The sequence below is a fragment of the Bradyrhizobium sp. UFLA05-112 genome (assembly GCF_053572325.1).
The window spans coordinates 1-16177 of the sequence record NZ_JBANBK010000026.1 but is presented as its reverse complement, the minus strand read 5'-3'; the positions used below and the strand labels follow the sequence as shown (position 1 = coordinate 16177).

Here is a 16177-nt window from a genome sequence, read left to right as displayed (position 1 = left end):
GGTGTAGTTCCGCGAACTGATCCTGCGGAGATAAGCCGCTGACCATTCGCAGCTTGGAATTGGCGGCAGATTGAATTCCGCGATCAAGATGCGCGGACCATTTCGCCGCGCATTATGGCCGCGTATTATGCCCGCGGATTTTTTGGCTTGCCGCGCGCGCGATTTGGGACCTTTGCCCGGAGGAGCCGTACCCTGTCACGGCTGACCCCAAATGACTTCATATAGAGACAATCCTCAGCTTCGGTGGGGATGTTCTGTCCTCGCTGGGCCCGCCAAGCCTTGAACAATTGCTCAGCCCTTGTGTCGGAGATGGTACGTTGAGCGATGCGATTGCTCATTCCTCTATTGGATGTGGAAGTTCTGCAATGAGCTTCCAGGTCATCGACTGCGAGCAGAACTAATCGAGAAACCTCGAACTTGCCCTCATCGAGCCAAAGACTTCCCCTCAGGAGGGCGTCTAATCCATCGTCAGCGCCCCACCGCTCAACCGGAATGTCGTGCCACTTGCCGTTTTCGTCCAAGTACCGCCCGCGGACGTCACCCGCGTGCAAGCTCTCCCGCAGCCAGCGAGCCGCATCTTCAAAATCACACAATCTTTCCACGACTGCAGAGTCTTCGCGCTCTGATTTGGAAAGGATGACCCTTAAGTGATCGCCCAGCAGTTCAGCGTTCAGCGTTCGTCCCAGCTGCTCGTAAATTTCCTTCTCCTTGGGGGACAACATCTCGTCCCGCCAACGTTCGGGATTTTTGGCTTTGGCGGCTAAAACGAGCGCTTGCTCCGATCCAATATGTCCCCGCGGGACATATCGCGCATTTGCCATTTGCCCCTCCGCACGGGGTAGTCCGCATGAAGACGACGCGGCAGGCCGGTGCGGAACCGGCTTTTCGGGAGCTACCCTATCCGCGCTGAGGGTGATCCTAACGCCCGCCTCCGCCGCCTGCTACCTCGGTCGCAAACGTCAAGGTCTCTGATAGGCAATAGTCCACTGAGGCACCCCGCCCTCGGTGCCCTCTGCGAGGCAAGTATCGGCGCGAATGTCGCGCCCGGTTTCGGATTGTATTAACATCCCACCGTCTAGCTGGTGCAGCGGAGCGGCAACGATGTCCTTTGCTAATACAAGCCGAAAACAAGCTGGTGGATTTCAGAAGGGCCAATCAGGCAATCCGCGCGGTCGCCCGGCGGGGTCGCGGAACAATGCCACCCTCGCATGTGAGGTCCTCCTTGAGGGGCAGGCGCAGGCGTTGACGCAAAAGGCCGTCGAGATGGCCTTAGGGGGCGATACAGTCGCCCTCAAGCTTTGCCTTGAGCGAATTTATCCGGCGCGTAAGGATCGCCCCGTGACGTTCGCGCTGCCGCCGATCACCAGCACTCGCGATGCCGCAGAGATTGCTGCCGCCGTCGCAGAGGCGGTAGCAGCGGGCCACCTCACGCCGAGTGAAGCGGTGGAAATCGGTAGAGTGCTCGAAATCTACATCAAGGCATACGAGACGGCGGAACTGAATGACCGGGTTGCGCGGGTCGAACAAGTGACCGACGCCGAATTGATGCGCTTCGTGAGGAATGGATCCGGCGGAAACGCCACGACGCGACTGATTACCATTGGTTCGGATTGAGCGGAGAACGTTCGTTCTGTGAAGTCTTCCAGCCCGGCTATTGCTATTTCCTCGGTTTCGTAACATCTATATGTCCATCTATATGTTACGGAGCGACCGTGCCAGCACCGATCATCAGCTACATCCGTGTTTCCACGGACAAACAGGGCAAGTCTGGCCTTGGCCTCGAAGCACAGCGCGATGCCATCGCAAGGTTCGCCGCCAGCGAAGCTCTGGATGCCGCAGGTGAGTTTATTGAGATCGAGACTGGGAAAGGTGCCGACGCGCTGGAGAAGCGCCCACAGCTCACAGCAGCGCTGCGTAAAGCTAAGCAAATCAAGGCGCCCATCGTTGTCTCGAAACTCGACCGGCTGAGCCGGGACGTTCACTTCATTTCCGGCCTGATGACCAAGCGCGTCCCTTTCATCGTCGCGGCGCTCGGCAAGAATGTGGACCCCTTCATGCTGCACATCTATGCGGCGCTCGCCGAGAAAGAGCGTTCGATGATCTCGGAACGCACGCGCGATGCGCTGGCGAAGGCCAAGCAGCGTGGCGTCGTACTCGGTAACCCCAATATCGGCAAGATGAACGCCGAAGCCGCTGCGGCTCGCGATGCCAAGCTAAAGTCCATCCTAGAGGCGATTTGGGAGATGCCATATCGCGACATCGCGCAAGAGCTGACCGACCGCAACATTCCGACGCCGCGCGGTGGTGATTTGTGGAATGCGATGACAGTCATGCGCGTGATGAAGCGATTGGGCATCGCAGCTAAACGGCAGCCATAGGGACGTTGCGGCCGACCCACCGGGGGGAGGGAAAAATTCGGGAAAATTTAGTGCATCCTTGCCCCGGCCTCTGGCGCGGCACTGAGGTCAGAGGTCCTCTCGGATGCCCCTAAAAAACGGATGTCGAACCTTGCCCTGCGCGGACTTGGCGCGATACTCGACCTCCGCGAGAAGCTCAGGTTCAACCCAAGTGCCCTTCCGAACGACGCGCTTGGTGTAGGGCTGCGTTTTCCGGATCAGCGGCGTCAGCCGTTCGCGCAAATCGGCGGCGGACGCCTTGTCGAAGCCGTGATCCACCTTGCCCGCATAGATCAGGTCCTCGCCTTGGCGGCGACCGACATAGATGCCATCCCATTTGTTGCCGTCGAGAGCGAAGCCCGCGATCACCAGCGCCTCCCGTTGAACGCAGTTTTTTTTCACCCAATTGTTGCCCCGGCCGGATGTGTAGGCGCTGTCGCGCACCTTCGAGACCACGCCTTCGAGCCCGACCTTGCAAGCGTGCGCGTACATCTCCTTGCCATCGACCTCGAAGCTTTCGCTGTATTGCACATCGGTGCTGTTGATAATCTTCTTCAGGTGGGACTTGCGCTCGGACAGCGGCATCCTCCGCAGATCTCGGCCGTTGAGATAGAGCAAATCGAAAGCAACCAGAACGATCTTGGTCGATTTGCCCTTCAGCTCGTTTTGCAGGACCGAGAAGTCCGTCGTGCCGTCGTGGGAAGGCACGACGACCTCGCCGTCGATGATCGCCGATCCGGGGCCGATGTGCCATGCATCGTGGGCGATCTTTTGGAAGCGCTTGGTCCAGTCGTTGCCGCGCCGGGTGTAGACCTTCACCGCCTCGTTCGCGATGTGCACCTGCACCCGATAGCCGTCGAATTTGATCTCGTGTATCCAGCGGGCGCCGCTTGGGACCTTCTCGACGGCGGTGGCGAGCGCGGGCTCGATGAAACCGGGAAAGGGAGCTTTGACGCCGATGGGTGCAGGTCTTTTTCGCTGAAAGGCCACACAGAACTCCCTGCTATCAGGCTTCGACGGCAGGCAGGGTCGATGAAGCCGGAGGGGCCCCCGCCGCTGGACCAGGACGCTGGAGCATACGGCAGCGGGCGACGGGTTCAATCTTCGAGAAAGTGCCCTCGCGTTAACCCTCAACCTTTGGCGGTGTGGTAGTGCTTCCCAGGGGAGCTACTGTATGGCAAAAAAGGTAGTCAAATTCGATCCCGACGACGGGCTGATCGTCGGCGAGGTCGGCCCGTGGGCGGTCGAAAAACACGACCGAGTGAGGAGGTACATTCAAGCGGCTCGCGGTGCACGCGCGAAGTTCTTAGCTCCGCAAGGAAAGGGCGGCGCTACCTACATCGAGCTTTACTCAGGCGCGGGCCGGTCACTCATCACTGACACAAATCAGATCATCGAGGGCAGCGCCGTTGCGGCATTCAAGGCCGCGCGCGATAGCGGTCATCCCTTTTCGCAGATGCACCTTTCCGATCTGGAGGCGCAGAACTCATCCGCGCTGGCCCAGCGCATCACGGCCTTGGGCGGATCGGCAACAAGCTATGTCGGCGAAGCAAGTGCCGTTGTCGATCAGGTGATGAGCGCGATCAATCCGTACGGCCTCCACCTCGCATTCCTTGATCCCTTCAATCTCGCACAACTGCCATTTTCGATCATCGAGCGGATGTTGCGAGTGAAGCGGATGGACATGATCATCCACGTCAGCCTGCAAGACTTGCAACGCAACCTTGATAGGCATTCCCGCGTCGGCGGGGTGTTAGACATTTTTGCGCCCGGATGGCGAGATACGGTTGATGTCAACCAAGCAACCATTGCGCTGCGGGCGGCGTTTATTGACTACTGGCTCCAGTCTATTCGCTCACTCGGCACGCATCCCGCAACGGGCATACCGCTGATCGTCGGCGAGAAGAACCAGCGCCTCTACTGGCTGGTGTTCGTGAGTTCAAATCGGCTCGGACACAAGCTTTGGAATGACGTGCAAAACTTGGGCGGCCAAGGGTCGCTTTTAGAAGGACTGTGATGGCTGACACCTCAATTGAATGGACCGACGCGACGTGGAACCCCGTCGCTGGCTGCACGGTGCTCTCGCCCGGTTGCACGAACTGCTACGCGATGCGCATGGCCGCGCGGCTGGACGCGATGGGCATTCCGAAGTATCGCGGGCTCACGCGCAAGAGCGGCAAGCGCGCCGTCTGGACGGGCAAGGTCAGGCTTGATCGCGCGGCGCTCGGCATACCGACAACTTGGAAGAAGCCGCGCCGGATTTTCGTGAACTCGATGTCGGACCTGTTTCATGAAGCCGTGCCAGCGGAGTTCGTTGCCACTGTCTGGGAAACGATGGAGGCGACGCCGCAACATACCTATCAAATTCTGACGAAGCGGCCGGATCGGATGGCGGAGATCACTGCATCGTTGCCAGTGCTGCCGAATGTGTGGCTCGGCACAAGCGTCGAAAGCGCCGACTATCTCGGGCGCATTGACGATCTGCGCAAGGTCGATGCTGCCATCAGGTTTGTCTCGTTCGAGCCCTTGCTCGGGTCGGTGGCTCGGGCCGATCTGACGGGAATTCAGTGGGCAATCGTCGGTGGCGAGAGCGGCCCGCGTTCGCGTCCGATGGCCGAGCAGTGGGTCGCGGAGATTGAGGCCGCATGTCGCAAGGCAAGGACGGCCTTTTTCTTCAAGCAGTGGGGCGGCGTTCGCAAAAAGAGCACCGGCAGGCACTATCGCGGGCGCACGTTCGATGAGATGCCGCGCGCCGTCGCGATGCCCTGATCCTCGCTAAAGGGCAACGCCCTCAAGCCGCCACTGTGCGATCCTCTTTGTCGGCCCCTCGCATGACAATCCTGAGCGCCTCATCCGGCAATGGCCGCTGCAACGCCTTGGCCTCGTCCCATGGTGCGCGCAGCCAGACGCTGAATAATGAAGGCCGAGCAACCTAGCTTATTTTTCACGTGGCCTTGTCGTTAATGCGCGAACGTCAGGGCTGTCACCTCGCTTTTGCTATCGCGGTGCAGACCTCGAAGTCAGAGCGGACGACAGGATCGTTGAATATGTTGCCGCTCATCGCCCTCGACCGTGCGATGCGCTCGCCGTAGGCTTGGGAAATTATCGCGCCCTGATTACGCGCATAATCAGGGTTGAAATTCTTGCCCATCGCAGCAGGAATGAAACCATCAGCCCACGCTCGGAACAGTGTGCCTTTCGTTTTCACATCGGGACGGTCGTCCTGCTCAAATATGCTGCCGATCAAAGACAGGATCACAAAGCAGCGATATCCGACATGCTCCGAGTTGTTTGGATCGCGGTCACTGTTCTCAGCGATGAACCTTTTGATCGGCACCATTTCCTGCGCAGCCGCGCAGGTCATAGTTGCGGCGATCATTGCCGCTGCGAGGATCGCTCTCATGGCGCGGTCTCAGTTGCCGGTTCTTCTGCTACCGGCGTCGCGGTGGAGGCGTAGAACAGCATGCCAACGTAGATCAGCCCGTTACTGACGACGCCAGCCAGATTATGCGGTATTCGATTGACCGCGATACCAGCGACACGCTGCGAAAAAAGCGGGTATTGCGGCCTTGGCCGCCTGCGCCGACGCGCGTCCGCGCAGCAATATAGAAGTTGGCTCGAACGTTGTGCCATAATCCCGATAACTCCAACATCTCGACGTGTGAGCATCATGTAAGCAAGCGCCTACTCCGGCGCACGTTTCGGCCCTTGTTCTTTCGTGCCAATGTTTTGTGAATTGCGGCCAACCGAATGAGTTTGCAGGCCTGAGGATTTGCAGGCGCGCACCCAATCTATATGTTGCGAGGGCGCGGACTTCGATATCCCACGACGAATAAGGGTGGACGCCGCGACAGCGTTGCGTAACTCAGGGTTAGCTCACCAAACCATCAACCAAATCATCATCAAGCACAAGCTCAAGCGCATGCCTGATCTTATCGATGACGAGATTTGGCGCGGGGCCGCACTTGCCCGAATGAGCGAGGTGTTTGTGACCAACCGGGGACTTCGCCCGTTGTATTTGCTGATGGCGAGCGCGCACCGCTACGCCATCGACTACATCGAGCAAGCCCTGGTGATCGTACTCGCAGCCGCGCGCGGCAACGCGGACGTATCGAGGACCGAGCGGGCCTTTGTCCAAGAGCAGTTCCGCAGGATGTGCCAGAGCAAGGCCCGATTGCGCGACGTGATGCAGTCGTACGGCCTGCCTCTGCCGTTGCGGCAACTGGACGGAAGGGTGTTAACCGCAAGCCGGGCGACAGCCGTCCGGCGGCTCGCGCTGATGAACCCATCGACACTCGCGCAAATCATCCCGGCGGCGCGACAAAAGCAGAATGCTTGGTTGCACGCCCTGCAAAACTGGTGCGAGGGGATGGCGTACGGCTCAGATGCCAACAACTATCGATGCCTGTTTTTTTAATGGGCCGCGACCAACTTCCCCGGTGTCACCTACACCGAAGCCAACGCGGTTCGTCACTTGGTAGACTTTGTGAACGCTCGCGCCGACACCTTCAACCCGAACTGGACCCTTGAGCGCGCCCGCGCCGAAGAGCAAGCGTGGCACGGGTACTTGGCCGTAGCCGAAGTGGTCAAGCGTACCGGCGTACCGCTCGATACGGTGATCGAGTACACGCCGCTGCCGCTCCACTGGAAGCATGGCGATCTCAGCTTCGTCGCGCTACAAACTGGAAAGGCGCTGCGCGCGGAGGGTGCCGCCATGCATCATTGCGTTGCATCGTACTGGCAGAACGTGGTGAATGGCAAATCGCGCATCTACTCGATCCTTGAGAACGGCAAGCGTATCGCGACGCTGGAAGTCACTGGTCGGCTGACACAATACAAGGGGCCCAACACTACAGTGACTATGAGGGGTATCGGGCAAGGCGACCGCTATCAGGTAAGCCAGTTGGTCGGGGCACGCAACTCGCGCCCGGCACCTGAAATAGCGAAGGTCGTCAGCACTTTCGTGGAGGAGATCAACAACAGCTTGCACGTCTCGACCACGGTCGGTGCCATCGATGATTGATTGCTGTGTGGAGTCCGTCGGCAAAGGCCCGGCGTGGCGCGCCGAGCCGCTATCGTATGCGGAATGTTTGATCACAGCCAGCCGCGGCGCCGCGCCTGCTCTCGGCAGAGTCTCCCCGCGCTGGACGACTACAACCAGTGACGCACAGCCCTGAGTCCGCTGATGTCGTATTCTTCCATCAGGAGGCCGCCCAGCTCGCTGCCGCGGCGGATACCTTCCATCTGCCGCTCGATAAACTTGTATTCGGCGCTGTCCTCGTCGGCGTCTTGGAGCCGATAGGCGAGGTCCGTGATGGTGGTTTCCAGTTCGATCTCTTCGGCAGTCTTCGGAACGTCAGGATCGTAGACAGTCATTATTGGGCCCTGAAGGCCGGGACTATTTCTTTGCCGGCCGTTGCGGCAATTCTTGCTGCGGGACGGGCTGTGCGACAGGACGATGGAAAATCGTAAGCGACTCCGCGTCTCCCGTGCGCCGGTAGAAATCGTCCTCTTCCTCTTCGGTGTAGGGCGGCTCGTGATAGTAGGTGCCGTTCTCCGCCATCTTCCTTACCATCGCGCGACCTCCTGCCTCTCCCGCTATAATCCACCCTGATGGAGAGAAAACCGCCACGGCCCCAAATGCAATAACCATTAAGCCGCATGCCTCGGTCGATGAGCGTTGGCCGGACCGCCTGTTCGCCGCCAAGACCGCAGCGGCGGGAGCGGCCGCAATGCTGGTACATCTGAAAATACCATCGGAGTGAGGTCGAGCCTGCGCGTCGGCGACATGAAGGCGCACTAGTCCATGATGGCCCGATTGCGATCACTAGGATCGGCGGCATTACGGCTCTGCCTCGATCGGGACCGTGTAGGCCTCCGCCAGACTAGACCGCGAGGGGTGAATTGGGCGGCTCCCGGTCGTCCCACAAAGTGCTACTCTGCAATCCTACGGGCGTGGTCCTTGGAGGGAGGGACACATGCGACGGCGGGAGTTCGTAGCAGGCACTGCGGCATTGCTTGCTTCGCCACGGCATTCGTGGGCACAGGGGCGGCCTCGCCGGATTGGCTATCTTGATACCGCGCCCCTGTACTTGCCAAACTACAAGGTCTGGCAGGACAGCATTCGCGATCATGGCTGGATCGAAGGGAAGAACCTGATCGTTGATTACCGGTCGGCCGAGAATCATGCCGAGCGCCTAGCGCCTCTAGCGAACGAGCTTGTCGCCCTCAAGCCTGATGTGCTCGTTGGCCCGAGTACGCAAATAGCTTTAGCCCTGAAATCGGCAACTGCCAGCATTCCGATTGTTTTCCTTGCGGGTGACCCCGTGCGGGTTGGCCTCGTCCAAAGCCTGTCGCATCCCGGCGGCAACGTAACGGGTCTGACATCCATCGTACCGGGAACTATCATCAGCAAGGGATACAAATCCTGCGGGAGATGGTTCCTGCCGCCTCGAAAATTGCGATCTTGGTCAATCCGGACAATCCAATGCACAAGTTGCAGGTAGCCGAGGAGTTGCCCGAAACTGCTCAGAAGCTGGGGGTGACTTTCTCGGTACTGGAGGCGATCACGGTGGAGGAACTCGACGTTGCCTTTGCCTCCGCCGCCGCCCAGCACGCCGATGCGATCATCCCTTTTGCCGATGAATTGACCGTTAACAATGTCACACGGGTTACCGCGCTGGCGGCGGAGCATCGTCTGCCCGCGATCTACATCTTTCGACTGTTCACCACCAACGGCGGTTTGGTTTCATACGGCACCGATAAAACCGATCTGCTCCGGCGCATGGGCGACTATGTCGATAAAATTCTCAAAGGCACCAAGCCTGCCGATCTGCCGGTCGAGCAGCCGACCAAATTCGATCTGGTGATCAACCTCAAGGCCGCAAAGGCGCTTGGCCTCGAAATACCTCCCTCATTGCTCGCCCGCGCCGACGAGGTGATTGAGTAAAGATGCGGTTTGCTCAGCGCATGAGTCCGAGGTCTGCTTAGCGAGTACAGCGGACTAGATTTGATCACACTGAGTTCTTCGCATTTTGACCCCGAAGGCGACTTCGATCCCGTGGCCAAACTTTCCAGCGGCGCTATGAATGTCAGCAAGAATGCCATAGTAGAAAGTGGCACAGAAGTGCCGCCGCTCTCAAACGACCTCTAACAACAGCTAGCAACTGCCCGAGCTTTGCGCGAATATTGCATAGCACCGAAGCACCTGCCGAGCCTTAGTTCTGTTCTTGGCTTGGTTCACGCAGTTCAGCGAAGCAGGAGGTTCGCGATGCCCACGATCACCACCAAAGACGGTACAGAAATATTCTACAAGGACTGGGGTTCGGGACAGCCCATCGTCTTCAGCCATGGTTGGCCGCTGTCGCCCGACGACTGGGATACGCAGATGCTGTTCTTCCTCAACCGCGGCTTTCGCGTCGTCGCTCATGATCGCCGTGGCCATGGACGCTCGAGCCAGGGTGGGACCGGACACGACATGGACCACTATGCCGACGATCTTGCGGCGGTCACCGCACATCTCGACCTGAAGAACGCCGTCCATGTCGGCCATTCCACTGGCGGCGGCGAGGTCGTGCACTACGTTGCTCGTCATGGCGAAAGCCGCGTGGCGAAAGCCGCAATCCTTTCCGCCGTGCCGCCCTTGATGGTACAGATGCCTAGCAATCCGGGCGGGCTGCCGAAGTCCGTGTTCGATGATTTGCAGCGCCAATTGGCTGCCAACCGGTCGCAGTTCTACTTCGACCTCGCTTCGGGGCCCTTCTACGGTTTCAATCGGCCCGACAGGAAACCATCGCAGCCCGTGATCTTGAATTGGTGGCGTCAGGGAATGATGGGCGGCACGAAAGCACATTACGACGGCGTCGTCGCGTTCTCGCAAACTGACTTCACAGAGGATCTAAAGAAGATCAACGTGCCGGTGCTGGTGATGCATGGCGACGACGACCAGATCGTGCCCTATGCTGATTCGGCGCCGCTGTCGGCAAAGCTTCTGAAGAACGGCACGCTGAAGACCTACAAGGGTTTTCCGCACGGCATGCCGAAGGCCGAGACCATCAACGCGGACCTCTTGGCGTTCATCAAGGGTTAGCGGATCGCAAGCCGTCGGCCGCGCCCGAATGTGGCCGACGGCAGGCCGTGACGATTGTCCACATCGCAAACAGCAGGCGCGACGCTGCATCCGTGGCCGCGCCCCCGGAACGTTTTGCGGACATCCATAGGAGAGACCCATGGCGACCCTCAATCAGCATATCATGTCGCGACGCGGATTCTGTCTGTGCTGCATGGCGGCGACCACGGTGGCGGCAACCGGCGGCTGGCTCTCGCCGCGACAGGCTTTCGCGGAAGCGCGCAACATCGTGGACCTGATCCGTGACGACGCCGCCAAAGCGCCTATCAAGGTCCACAAGCTGCGCGACAATGTCAGCATCCTCGAGGGTTCAGGCGGCAATATTGCTGTCGTGACAGGCGCCGACGGAAAGATCTTCATTGATGCCGGGATCACCGCATCCCGTCCGCGCATCCTGGAGGCTGCCAATGGGTTGAGCCGAGATCCGGTTACGCACCTGATCAACACGCACTGGCACTTCGATCACACGGACGGCAATCAATGGCTGAATGCGGAAGGGGCAGCCATTATCGCCCATGACAACACCCACAAGCATCTGCTGGTCGCCCAGAGGGTCGAGGACTGGGATTTCAACTTCCCGTCTTCTCCGCTACCGGGCGTTCCGACTGAAACCTTCTCGTCTGAGAAAACCCTGAAGCTCAACCAGTCCACGCTTCACCTTAAATATTACGGTCCCGCGCACACCGACAGCGACTTATCGGTGACGATCCCCGAAGCGGACATTTTCCATTGCGGCGATACCTACTGGAACGGCATCTATCCGTTCATCGACTATTCAACCGGCGGAAACATCGACGGGATGATCAAGGCGGCCGAGGCGAATGTCGCCGCCGTAACCGACAAGACGATTGTCATCCCGGGCCACGGCAACCCGCTCAGCAACAAGGCCGAACTTTCGGCCTATCGTGACATGCTTGTCACGATCCGCGACAATGTCGGCAAGCTCAAGCAGCAGGGCCGCTCGCTCGATGACACGATTGCCGCCAATCCGACCGCGGCGTTCGATGCGAAGTGGGGCCAGTTCCTCATCACCCCGGCGTTCTTTACCCGGCTGGTTTACGAGGGCGTCTGACAGATCTCTCGTATTAGAGAGTCACGGCGCGAAACACGATTCGTCATCTGGGTCGTCTGCCCGACGCACTTCGTGGAGGGCGCTAACCCCGCTTGTTCTCTAGGGCGAGATGTCCGCTCGTGGCCGATTCTGTTGAAAAAGGCGAAAGTAACGCCACGACAAAAACGTCACTGAAATTAACTTAGAGCGAGCTCTGGCAAGAAACGCCTTCGTAGTAAAGCTAGGAAGATCACCGAGCGATCCTGACTATGTTGATGCGATCCCCCACGTCCCCGCTGGACAAACGCATCAGAAGTCTTCAGAAAATGAGCATGCTCGCGACAAAGGCCTTTTTCAACAGAATCGGCCCAAAGCGGCGGTCCCGGAATGTCCGCTCTCGTACCCCTGTTGCTGGCTCAGCAGACGTGAGCCTGTCCACAGCAACGACTGACAGTAGTCTCGCGACGATCTGATCCACGACGGATTGATAATTGCCAGCAAGGTCGTGCGCCGCTTTGATCTCGGCATGCCCGCTCTCACCCGCCGCCGCAGCAAGCACGATCCACACCGCGAGACGTGGCTGATCTACAGCGGCGATGTCCGTGTCGGCGTTATCGGTCGCCGCGCCGGTGTCCCAAACCGACGCCATGTTTGCCGTCATGGATGCGGTTGCTTCGGGCAATCAGCAGGCTTGCTCGATGCCTATTTCATCGCGGCTAAAGCTTCCACGACAGGGCGATTGCTTACCCTAATCATGCCGCCTCTCGGATAGTCCATGTCGATGGTCATCCATTGCGCGGCCGCAGCGGCTCCATAAACGGCGTCGATCAAGGAAAACCGGCGGCCAATACGCCCGTTGCCGAAACCTATGATGCCAAGACTGATTGCCGCCGTGCCCAAAAGCACCGCCATGATCGGAATGGGCAAATGCCGTCTCGCGTGACGGCGAGAGCTTCCCGCCGCACGGACATGGCGGCGAACTGAACACTGACAGAAGGGTGCTTGCTTCCGCGTCGCATTACGCAACCTACCGTGATGTTTCAATTGGCGCGCATTCCCAACAACTTGGCTCCAAATCACAAGACATGATCGCCGCATCCAGTTAGTAGGCTTCGGTGCTCCGAGTTTATCGCGAGGCGTCCGCAGCGAAGCTGCGGCTTACGAAATCACATTTGCACCGCACCTCGCCGCCATTGGGATGACGCTCCACACCTTCCCACCGGCTTGCTGCTCGGGATGGCCTCGATCTGATCAGTGGCTTTGCAGCTGTCATCATGCTCGGCATTGAGACTACGGCGCGACCAGCATTCGGGATGGGCCGCAGGGCATCACCCCTCTCCCGATCAGATGGCTGTGCTGACACCATGTCGCCAAGGGCAATGAAGGCTCAACCCCAAATGAGGAAAAGAGAGTGGGTTATGGGAGAACATCGACAATGCACGAAATGCCACGCACCGATGATGGCTTGGCACATGTGCGCACTACAGAAAGGCCAATGGTGCATCATGTGCTTTGCCGAGACGGATTGCGGCAGAGGCAAGCACGTCGTCACATGCGCCACTTACTTTATAGATGGTATGCAGGTTGAGAACTGGAGGTGGGCGAAACCAAGAAACCCCAAATGCGACTAACGAAGTCAAACTCAGGCTGCATATCCACACCGCACACCGCCGGATCGCCGCATGAAACTCACCGCAGAACGTCACTTCGCCACGCCCGAGGCCGCAGCGCGAAAGCTCGTCGAGGTCGCAGCCAGCATCGAGCTCGTGCAGGACGGCCGCATCCATATCGAGAAGATCAACGCGCCGTTCATGTACCAACACCGTGGCAGTAGCCCCGAGTTTGGCGCGGGCATCAAGATGGCGGTCGAGCGCGGTTGGCTCGAGCTGCACGAGAGCGGGACCTATGTGCGATTGTTGAGCACGGTGAGGAGCATTGAGTAGACCACGGCCCTGTGCCGTCTGGAGGTCCGCACCGAATCCGCAGCACAGGGCCGAAAGGTCTGCTCAGGCCAGCCCCGAGGCAGACGCCGCCATGATGCGCGATGAAGCCCACGTGCGCTAGATGGACAAATGAGGCCCCGGCCGCTTGAAGGGGGGCGCCCGGCCGGGGCCGCTCGGTCCGCGCCCGGTACCAAGCCCGGACCAAAGCGACGGCGACGCTACTCAAGGCTCACCGAGTTAGTCTGTTCGGTCCCGCACATTGGTGACACTGTTCCCGGGCAGGAACAAACATTTGGTTCGCAAAATCCCAGCGCTGCTTATCTTTCCGCTCATGCGTACGAGACAGGCAGATGCCAGCGGGGCCGGATTGGATTCATGAGTTGAAAGCAGACGGCTACCGGATGCTGCTCATTCGGGAGGATCAGCGCGTGCGGCTGCTATCCCGCAACGGCACCAATTGGACCAAGCGGTATCCATGGATCGCCGACGCAGCGCTGAAGAACCGCCAAAAGCTTTTCGTCATCGACGGGGAAGCTGTGATCCTGCGCGCCGACGGCATCTCCGATTTCAACTCCCGCGAAGCGCGGCTTTACGCATTCGATGTGCTCGCGATGGACGGTGACGACCTGCGCGCGCTGCCGCTGCACCAGCGCAAGACAAACCTGGAGCGGCTGTTGGCACGGCGGCCCGACGGCATCACTGTTGCGCCTTTCGAGCGGGGCGAGATTGGTCCGGACCTATTCCGCGCGGCTTGTCGCATTATCCGAGGGATTGGAACGCCACATCGCGCAGCCTGTTCTTCAAAAATGTAGTTGTAGTCGCACCCCATTTTACTGGAGCGTTAGATGAGCAAACGCAAATCGGCAACAGCCTCAATGCGCGTTCGCAATCCCAAAAAGGCCGCGCGAGCCCAACGGAACAAGCAGGCCGTTGTTAGAAGCCCGAAACGCGATTTTCTGCGCTCTATTGCGGCAGTCTCGATTGAACCAGCTCCTAAGCTACATGACGATCCAAAAGACGATGCTCCCCTCATCGAGACCCGGGTGGATGCGTTGCCACGTGATCTCAGTCAAAGGATGAGGGATAGCGATCAAGCGAAAGGCTTCACTTTAGCGATGGCAAACATGCAGGCTTATCAAGCGAAGCTTCTTGAGATAGCCCAAGCCAACGGGCAATTTGCTTTTGAATTCTGCCTGAGGCTTACGGCAATCAGGTCGCCAGCTGATTTTTTCGCCGTCATTATGGAATTTGCAAGCAGACGGATCGAGATGTTCGGGCAGCACGCGAAAGAAATGGCTGCATATCCGTTCTGGCGCATCGATGCGTCTCGGAAGCTCGCGGTTGTGCCTAGACGATGAAGCAAGGCCCTCGCTGCGCAAATGGATTGACGCAACGCGCCGGAAAGTAAAGACCCGCCGCAGTCAACGGCGGGCCTTGTCGTTAACCGCCATTGGCGACGTGTGTGTCCACAACCTTTGCCCGTTGCACTTTACGATTGCCGAGAGCCAAAAAGCTCCAAACACACTTCGACGAATGTCGATGGTTGTTGTTCGTCACCACTTCTGACGGCCGTACCAATCATTCACTTCCTTCTGCGCCTGATCCTTGGCGTAGCCGTACCGTTGCTGCAATCGGCCTTCGAGTTGATCCTGCTTGCCGTCGATCACATCAAGATCGTCGTCGGTAAGCTTTCCCCACTGCTCTTTCACTTTCCCCTTCACCTGCTTCCAGTTGCCTTCGACACGGTTCCAGTCCATCACACTCCTCCTTAAAACGGGTGAAATCGACCAACCGAGGGACCGATCCTTCGTTCCGAGACTGCAAGCGTCACTAGGACGCGGGTGGCGCAGTGTTCAAAAGTGGACCAATGCCGAGATGCGCCGTCTTCAAAAGCATCCGATCATAAGCAAGCGCGGATTTGGCGGCCTATTAGCGGTCTAGTTCGCTCTCCAACGGAACGCACTTGGTAATCGCCCGTTGCATCAAGGCAAGCGGGAAGCTGCCGTGTGCGAGAAGTGCGAACAGCTCAATGAGAGACTCAAACACTACCGTCAAATCGCACGAAACGTGAGCGATGATCTCGTGCGTGAAGGGATCGAGCGTCTCATCCGGAGCACAGAAGCCGAGAAGCGAGAGCTTCATCCTGATCGCGGTGAGGGCTAGCAGGCGCTAATGACAATCCGATCTCACTCCGATAGCCATGTTGTCGAGCTGGACGACGACTCCGTGTGGTAGATATCCGGTGATCTCAATAAGACGCTGGCTTGGAAAGCCCGAGACCGATCTGCATCTCGAAAGGACCATTGGCGTGATTGGCACTCACGTCCTCGTCAGCGCGACCGATCAGAGCCGGGGCGTGTCATTTCGACCGGGAAGAGCTGGCCGGTTGAGGGGGTAAGAGATATCTTCAGGATGAGGCAGAGAGGAAGGAACGTCAGTAGCTGTTCGCGAGTAGACTGTGGGCTTCCCTTTCGAGCATTGAGGATCGGCCTCGATGCGCAGGCACTCAAGACTGTGTCCGGCAAACCTGACCACGAACGTCTGTATTGCCCCAGATGCCAATCGGGCGGCAGCGTACAGAGCTCGGTCGAACTTCGCCCCGGCACTAGCTACCTCACAATGCGATGTGCGAGCTGTGGACTCGTGTACGATGCACAGG

At 58.9% G+C, this 16177-nt stretch carries 21 protein-coding genes and 1 pseudogene; 13 read left to right on the top strand and 9 right to left on the bottom strand.

Going from position 1 to position 16177, the window contains the following annotated elements; all coding sequences use genetic code 11:
- Window positions 1-125: 125 nt before the first annotated feature.
- A complete protein-coding gene (locus SO180_RS17160) occupies window positions 126-821 on the bottom strand; it encodes a hypothetical protein (RefSeq protein ID WP_449380013.1) in 696 nt (231 codons plus the stop codon).
- 280 nt (window positions 822-1101) lie between these two features.
- Here SO180_RS17160 and SO180_RS17155 point away from each other — a divergent pair, with 280 nt between their 5' ends.
- Window positions 1102-1614 (top strand): DUF5681 domain-containing protein, encoded by a 513-nt coding sequence (locus SO180_RS17155; RefSeq protein WP_449380012.1) that lies wholly within the window; start codon window positions 1102-1104, stop codon window positions 1612-1614.
- A gap of 98 nt (window positions 1615-1712) precedes the next feature.
- Complete coding sequence (locus SO180_RS17150) at window positions 1713-2378, top strand: recombinase family protein (protein WP_449380011.1); 666 nt, start codon at window positions 1713-1715, stop codon at window positions 2376-2378.
- An 87-nt stretch (window positions 2379-2465) separates the two neighbouring features.
- Here SO180_RS17150 and ligD read toward each other — a convergent pair whose 3' ends face one another.
- Window positions 2466-3386: a non-homologous end-joining DNA ligase gene (gene ligD, locus SO180_RS17145; protein WP_449380010.1), complete on the bottom strand. Its 921-nt coding sequence runs from the start codon at window positions 3384-3386 to the stop codon at window positions 2466-2468.
- Window positions 3387-3570: 184 nt separating this feature from the next.
- Here ligD and SO180_RS17140 point away from each other — a divergent pair, with 184 nt between their 5' ends.
- Entirely contained in the window at window positions 3571-4413 is an 843-nt protein-coding gene (locus SO180_RS17140) for a three-Cys-motif partner protein TcmP (RefSeq protein ID WP_449380009.1), read from the top strand.
- Window positions 4413-5165 carry a DUF5131 family protein gene (locus tag SO180_RS17135; protein WP_449380008.1) on the top strand — a complete coding sequence of 251 codons (753 nt, stop codon included), beginning with the start codon at window positions 4413-4415 and terminating at the stop codon, window positions 5163-5165. The genes SO180_RS17140 and SO180_RS17135 overlap by 1 nt, the downstream gene beginning before the upstream one ends.
- A gap of 22 nt (window positions 5166-5187) precedes the next feature.
- Here the strand turns inward: SO180_RS17135 and SO180_RS17130 are convergent.
- Both SO180_RS17130 and SO180_RS17125 read right to left on the bottom strand, forming a co-directional pair.
- Window positions 5188-5304: pseudogene (locus SO180_RS17130) on the bottom strand (SOS response-associated peptidase); the annotation flags it as partial.
- 75 nt (window positions 5305-5379) lie between these two features.
- Window positions 5380-5799 (bottom strand): hypothetical protein, encoded by a 420-nt coding sequence (locus SO180_RS17125; protein ID WP_449380007.1) that lies wholly within the window; start codon window positions 5797-5799, stop codon window positions 5380-5382.
- A 435-nt stretch (window positions 5800-6234) separates the two neighbouring features.
- On the opposite strand from SO180_RS17125, the gene SO180_RS17120 reads away from it, so the two are divergent.
- The gene (locus SO180_RS17120) at window positions 6235-6813 is read left to right on the top strand and encodes a hypothetical protein (protein ID WP_449380006.1); all 579 of its coding nucleotides are present in this window, start codon (window positions 6235-6237) and stop codon (window positions 6811-6813) included.
- Between the two features lie 69 nt (window positions 6814-6882).
- Window positions 6883-7419: a PcfJ domain-containing protein gene (locus SO180_RS17115; protein WP_449380005.1), complete on the top strand. Its 537-nt coding sequence runs from the start codon at window positions 6883-6885 to the stop codon at window positions 7417-7419.
- Window positions 7420-7547: 128 nt separating this feature from the next.
- Here SO180_RS17115 and SO180_RS17110 read toward each other — a convergent pair whose 3' ends face one another.
- Window positions 7548-7772, bottom strand: coding sequence for a hypothetical protein (locus SO180_RS17110; protein ID WP_449380004.1), 225 nt, complete (start codon window positions 7770-7772; stop codon window positions 7548-7550).
- Window positions 7773-7794: 22 nt separating this feature from the next.
- The gene (locus SO180_RS17105) at window positions 7795-7971 is read right to left on the bottom strand and encodes a hypothetical protein (RefSeq protein ID WP_449380003.1); all 177 of its coding nucleotides are present in this window, start codon (window positions 7969-7971) and stop codon (window positions 7795-7797) included.
- Between the two features lie 403 nt (window positions 7972-8374).
- On the opposite strand from SO180_RS17105, the gene SO180_RS17100 reads away from it, so the two are divergent.
- The 4 genes from SO180_RS17100 to SO180_RS17085 all read left to right on the top strand — a co-directional run bounded on the left by SO180_RS17100 (window position 8375) and on the right by SO180_RS17085 (window position 11596).
- Entirely contained in the window at window positions 8375-8902 is a 528-nt protein-coding gene (locus SO180_RS17100) for an ABC transporter substrate binding protein (RefSeq protein WP_449380002.1), read from the top strand.
- Window positions 8833-9345 carry an ABC transporter substrate-binding protein gene (locus SO180_RS17095; protein WP_449380001.1) on the top strand — a complete coding sequence of 171 codons (513 nt, stop codon included), beginning with the start codon at window positions 8833-8835 and terminating at the stop codon, window positions 9343-9345. Before SO180_RS17100 ends, SO180_RS17095 begins: the two co-directional genes overlap by 70 nt.
- A 321-nt stretch (window positions 9346-9666) precedes the next feature.
- Window positions 9667-10485: an alpha/beta fold hydrolase gene (locus tag SO180_RS17090; protein ID WP_449380000.1), complete on the top strand. Its 819-nt coding sequence runs from the start codon at window positions 9667-9669 to the stop codon at window positions 10483-10485.
- A gap of 193 nt (window positions 10486-10678) precedes the next feature.
- Entirely contained in the window at window positions 10679-11596 is a 918-nt protein-coding gene (locus SO180_RS17085; protein ID WP_449379999.1) for an MBL fold metallo-hydrolase, read from the top strand.
- Between the two features lie 298 nt (window positions 11597-11894).
- Here SO180_RS17085 and SO180_RS17080 read toward each other — a convergent pair whose 3' ends face one another.
- Window positions 11895-12236, bottom strand: coding sequence for a hypothetical protein (locus SO180_RS17080; RefSeq protein ID WP_449379998.1), 342 nt, complete (start codon window positions 12234-12236; stop codon window positions 11895-11897).
- A 41-nt stretch (window positions 12237-12277) separates the two neighbouring features.
- Entirely contained in the window at window positions 12278-12502 is a 225-nt protein-coding gene (locus SO180_RS17075) for a hypothetical protein (RefSeq protein WP_449379997.1), read from the bottom strand.
- Window positions 12503-13257: 755 nt separating this feature from the next.
- Between SO180_RS17075 and SO180_RS17070 the strand changes: the two genes are divergently transcribed.
- From SO180_RS17070 to SO180_RS17060, 3 genes are all read left to right on the top strand, one after another.
- Complete coding sequence (locus tag SO180_RS17070) at window positions 13258-13518, top strand: hypothetical protein (protein WP_449379996.1); 261 nt, start codon at window positions 13258-13260, stop codon at window positions 13516-13518.
- Window positions 13519-13868: 350 nt separating this feature from the next.
- Window positions 13869-14330, top strand: a complete 462-nt coding sequence (locus tag SO180_RS17065; RefSeq protein WP_449379995.1) for an ATP-dependent DNA ligase — start codon at window positions 13869-13871, stop codon at window positions 14328-14330.
- Between the two features lie 33 nt (window positions 14331-14363).
- Window positions 14364-14876 (top strand): phasin family protein, encoded by a 513-nt coding sequence (locus tag SO180_RS17060; RefSeq protein ID WP_449379994.1) that lies wholly within the window; start codon window positions 14364-14366, stop codon window positions 14874-14876.
- A 195-nt stretch (window positions 14877-15071) separates the two neighbouring features.
- On the opposite strand, the gene SO180_RS17055 is transcribed toward SO180_RS17060, so the two are convergent.
- Window positions 15072-15275: a CsbD family protein gene (locus SO180_RS17055; protein ID WP_449379993.1), complete on the bottom strand. Its 204-nt coding sequence runs from the start codon at window positions 15273-15275 to the stop codon at window positions 15072-15074.
- Window positions 15276-16177: the final 902 nt, after the last annotated feature.